We start from the raw sequence: 3,965 nt of genomic DNA, 5'->3' as shown, positions 1-3,965 counted from the left end.
AAACCAGGGCCTCCCTGCCCCAACAGAAAAGCGCTGACCGCAAGGCCAGCGCTTTTTTGCTTGGAGCATCACAGGATTGGGGCAGGCGAATATCGGCACGCCCTACAGCAATTCCAGGAAAAGTGTGAAACGGTTTCCCGGGAAAAGCGCAAAGCGTTTTCCCTTGGGAATTGAGTCAGAACAAAGGTTAGAGCGGCCCCGCCGTTTCCGTGAAATGGTGAATTGCTCTAAACGAGAAACGGATTGGTCCGCCTCTCCTCGCCAAAGCGTCCGCCGGGACCGTGGCCGCAAATGAAGCCGATGTCGTCGCCGAGCGGCAGGAGCTTGTCCTTGATCGAAGCGATCAGTGCAGCATGGTCGCCACCCGGCAGGTCGGTGCGGCCGACCGAGCCGCGGAACAGCACGTCGCCGACATGGGCGAACTTGGCCGCGCGGTTGTAGTAGACGACGTGACCTGGTGCATGGCCGGGGCAGTGCAGCACCTCGAACACATGGCCGCCGAACGACACGGTCTCGCCTTCGGACAGGAACCGGTCGGGCACGCAGTTGCGCGCTCCGGCGATGCCGTAGCGCTTGCCCTGGTTTTCCAGATTGTCGAGCAGCGACTTGTCGGCCTCATGCGGACCGATGATCTCGACGCCGAGCGCCTCCTTCAACTCCATTGCGCCGCCGGCATGGTCGATGTGGCCATGCGTTATCCAGATCGCCCCGGCTGAGATCGCATTGTCCTTCAGCGCCGCCAGCACCTTGTCGATATCGCCGCCAGGATCGACGACGACGCCATGCTTGTCATCCATGTCGAACAGGATGGTGCAATTCTGCTGGAACGGTGTGACCGGCACGATGCCGGCATTGAGCTGACCCATGATCGTCCTTTCGATGTTCACGGGTGATGTAGAGGCGCGGACAAAGGGCGTCCACCCTCGAAAGACGAACAATCGGTAGCTCCGAAAACGGAAATGGGCGGCCGAAGCCGCCCATTTGAAAAGACCGAAACGGCCCGCCTACTTCTTCATGGCGCCCATGACCGCGCCGAGAATGGCGGTCAGGATCGCGCCGCCGCCGGCGCCGCCGACGATGTTCTGCAGGTTCAGCGCGCTGCCGAGACCGCTCGTTGCTGCTGCCGCAGCCGCCGGATCGACCGCACCGCCACCCAGCAGGCTGCCGAGGATCGCCGCACCGCCGACGCCGCCAATGGCTCCGCCCAGGATTTTGGGAAGCTGACCCATCGCCGCCGTCTTGAGCGCCGCACCGACCGCCTGACCACCGATGACGCCAGTAATCACCTGTATGATGATCGGAAGAAGCGTGTTCATGTCCATATGATTAGTCCCTCCATAGCTGTCAGCCTCCCGGGCCGACACCATCATGAGACGCCGAATTGGACGAAAGTCAAATGCAGAAACGCTGAAATAAAAGGGGCGGCCCGAAAACCGCCCCTACTTCCTAAAAAAGCTGTGACTTTCGTTATTCTGCGGCGATCGCGTGCTTGGGCTGAACGGCCGCAGAATAGTCATTCATAAGATTCTTGGCTATTTCGCCGACCTCGAATCGGTAAGGCCCGATCTCGGAAACCGGCGTCACTTCCGCCGCCGTCCCGGTCAGGAAGCACTGCTCGAAGCTTTCCAGCTCTTCCGGCAGGATGGCGCGTTCAATCACCTCCAGGCCGCGATCCTTGGCCAGCCCAATGACCGTGCGGCGGGTGATGCCGTCGAGGAAGCAGTCAGGCTTGGGTGTGTGGATCTTGCCCTCCTTGACGAAGAAGATGTTGGCTCCGGTCGCTTCGGCGACCTGGCCACGCCAGTCGAGCATCATGGCGTCGGCATAGCCCTTGGCCTCGGCGGCGTGCTTGGACATGGTGCAGATCATGTAGAGGCCGGCGGCCTTCGACCTGGAAGGCGCGGTGCGCGGGTCGGGCCGGCGCCATTCCGCCACATCGAGACGGATGCCTTTCAGCTTCTGCGCAGGATCGAAATAGCTCGGCCATTGCCAGATGGCGATGGCACAGTTGATGCGGTTGTTCTGCGCCGAGACGCCCATCTGCTCACTGCCGCGCCAGGCAATCGGCCGGACATAGGCGTCCTGGAAACCCTGCTTCTTGAGAAGCGTGGAAGAGGCGTCGTTGAGCTCGGCCACCGTATAGGGGATATTGAAACCGAGCAGGCGTGCCGATTCATGCAGGCGCTCGGTGTGTTCGTTGAGCTTGAAGATCTCGCCGCCATAGGCGCGTTCTCCCTCGAAAACGGCGCTGGCGTAATGCAGCCCGTGCGTCAGCACATGGATCTTGGCGTCACCCCATTGGACGAATTCGCCGTTCATCCAGATGAAGCCATCGAGTTGATCGAAGGGAACGGATGCCATGGTAACCTCCCACGGGCGGCAGCCCGGATACTTGTATCGTTGTGTGTTTCGTGTCGGCCGCCCAAAGCGGCTTTTATGGTGGAGCGTAAGCGGATAATTGCGCTCTGGCAAACTCAGGAAATTCCGGAAAAACCGGCTTCCCTTGCCTTTTCGTTCGCAATCCGCCCAAAAGCTTGTCAAAAATTACCATTGCAGGGAAATTACGTCAATAGTACTGACATAATCTCTCTTTCCCACGGAGAAATAATGACGGATCGAAGCCCAGCCGCCGGAAAACCGATCAGGACCGCGATGTCGGTCGAGGACGGCATCGACTTCGCCATCATCGAGCTGCTCTTCTTCGCCTATCGCGACTTCACCTCCGATCCGGACCAGATCCTGGCCGACTACGGCTTCGGCCGGGCCCACCACCGGGTGCTGCATTTCGTAAACCGCAGGCCGGGCCTGACGGTCGCCGAACTGCTCGACGTGCTGAAGATCACCAAACAGAGCCTGGCCCGTGTGCTCAAGCAGTTGATCGACACCGACCATGTCGTGCAGTTGCAAGGTCCGCGCGACCGCCGACAGCGCGAACTTTATCCGACCGCCAAGGGCCGTGCGCTGGCGCTGGCGCTGGCGCGGCCACAGTCGCGCCGCATCCATGCTGCATTGGGGGATTCCGGAGTAACCGAACGGACCTTGGTGGAACGGTTCCTCGAAGCGATGGTCAATCCGGAACTGAGGGCGCAGATCGACGTTGGGTCCGCAAAAATGTCAGGGAAAAGCCATGGAGAGCACTGAACGGGTCGATCACGCGGCCGCGCCGGACGACGACGCGCCGCATCTGCTTGTCGTCGACGACGACACCCGCATCCGCAATCTTCTCAAGCAGTATCTGACCGAAAACGGCTTTCGCGTCACCGTCGCCGGCAATGCCGGCGAAGCCAGGCGCAAGCTTGCCGGCCTCGACTTCGATCTTCTGGTGCTGGACGTCATGATGCCGGGTGAGACGGGCGTCGACCTGACCAAGTCGCTGCGGGCCGAAAAGAACGTACCGATCCTGATGCTGACGGCCCTGTCGGAGACCGACAGCCGCATCTCAGGGCTGGAGGCCGGCGCCGACGACTACCTGCCGAAGCCGTTCGATCCGCGCGAGCTGATCCTGCGCATCAACAACATCCTTCGCCGTGGTGGCCCGGCGACCACGCCCAAGGTCGAGCAGTTGGTCTTCGGCCCCTACACCTTCCAGATCGCCCGGCGCGAGTTGAAGCGTGGCGGCGAGGCGCTGAAGCTGACCGACCGCGAGCAGGAGATCCTGGCGATCTTCGCGGCAAGGGCCGGCGAGACGATACCCCGCCACGAGCTTGTCGGTGACGATTCGGAGGTCGGCGAGCGCACCATCGACGTCCAGATCAACCGGCTGCGCCGCAAGATCGAGCGCGATCCGTCCAACCCGGTCTGGCTGCAGACCGTGCGCGGTATTGGGTATCGGCTCAGCGTGGAATAGAATGCCGCCTGCGGCCTGCTGAGCGGCTGCGGGCAAGCGAAATGAGCGAATGGCAACCACGGAACTGGAACAGCCGGGCAATGGCGGCTTGAGCGTACGCGCCGCGCGGACGCTGAAG

General features: G+C 61.6%; 5 protein-coding genes. 2 read left to right on the top strand and 3 right to left on the bottom strand.

Annotated features, from left to right (window positions below; translation table 11 throughout):
- Positions 1-227: 227 nt before the first annotated feature.
- The 3 genes from EN750_RS22310 to EN750_RS22300 form a co-directional block, all read right to left on the bottom strand.
- Positions 228-866, bottom strand: a complete 639-nt coding sequence (locus tag EN750_RS22310) for an MBL fold metallo-hydrolase (RefSeq protein WP_127320973.1) — start codon at positions 864-866, stop codon at positions 228-230.
- 138 nt (positions 867-1,004) lie between these two features.
- Positions 1,005-1,322 carry a hypothetical protein gene (locus EN750_RS22305; protein ID WP_023809804.1) on the bottom strand — a complete coding sequence of 106 codons (318 nt, stop codon included), beginning with the start codon at positions 1,320-1,322 and terminating at the stop codon, positions 1,005-1,007.
- A gap of 145 nt (positions 1,323-1,467) precedes the next feature.
- Entirely contained in the window at positions 1,468-2,361 is an 894-nt protein-coding gene (locus tag EN750_RS22300) for a branched-chain amino acid aminotransferase (protein WP_127397660.1), read from the bottom strand.
- Between the two features lie 246 nt (positions 2,362-2,607).
- On the opposite strand from EN750_RS22300, the gene EN750_RS22295 reads away from it, so the two are divergent.
- Positions 2,608-3,141, top strand: a complete 534-nt coding sequence (locus EN750_RS22295; protein ID WP_027039379.1) for a MarR family transcriptional regulator — start codon at positions 2,608-2,610, stop codon at positions 3,139-3,141.
- A complete protein-coding gene (locus tag EN750_RS22290) occupies positions 3,128-3,847 on the top strand; it encodes a response regulator transcription factor (protein ID WP_013530014.1) in 720 nt (239 codons plus the stop codon). The genes EN750_RS22295 and EN750_RS22290 overlap by 14 nt, the downstream gene beginning before the upstream one ends.
- The last annotated feature ends 118 nt before the right edge of the window (positions 3,848-3,965 follow it).

It is taken from the genome of Mesorhizobium sp. M7A.F.Ca.ET.027.03.2.1, from assembly GCF_003999175.1.
Lineage (GTDB): Bacteria > Pseudomonadota > Alphaproteobacteria > Rhizobiales > Rhizobiaceae > Mesorhizobium.
This window is presented reverse-complemented; position numbering and strand designations above follow the sequence as displayed.

What these genes read in the sequence shown, in the direction of transcription:
- EN750_RS22310 (WP_127320973.1), bottom strand. Translation starts at nt 866, where the DNA reads ATGGGTCAGCTCAATGCCGGCATCGTGCCGGTCACACCGTTCCAGCAG.
- EN750_RS22305 (WP_023809804.1), bottom strand. Translation starts at nt 1,322, where the DNA reads ATGGACATGAACACGCTTCTTCCGATCATCATACAGGTGATTACTGGC.
- EN750_RS22300 (WP_127397660.1), bottom strand. Translation starts at nt 2,361, where the DNA reads ATGGCATCCGTTCCCTTCGATCAACTCGATGGCTTCATCTGGATGAAC.
- EN750_RS22295 (WP_027039379.1), top strand. Translation starts at nt 2,608, where the DNA reads ATGACGGATCGAAGCCCAGCCGCCGGAAAACCGATCAGGACCGCGATG.
- EN750_RS22290 (WP_013530014.1), top strand. Translation starts at nt 3,128, where the DNA reads ATGGAGAGCACTGAACGGGTCGATCACGCGGCCGCGCCGGACGACGAC.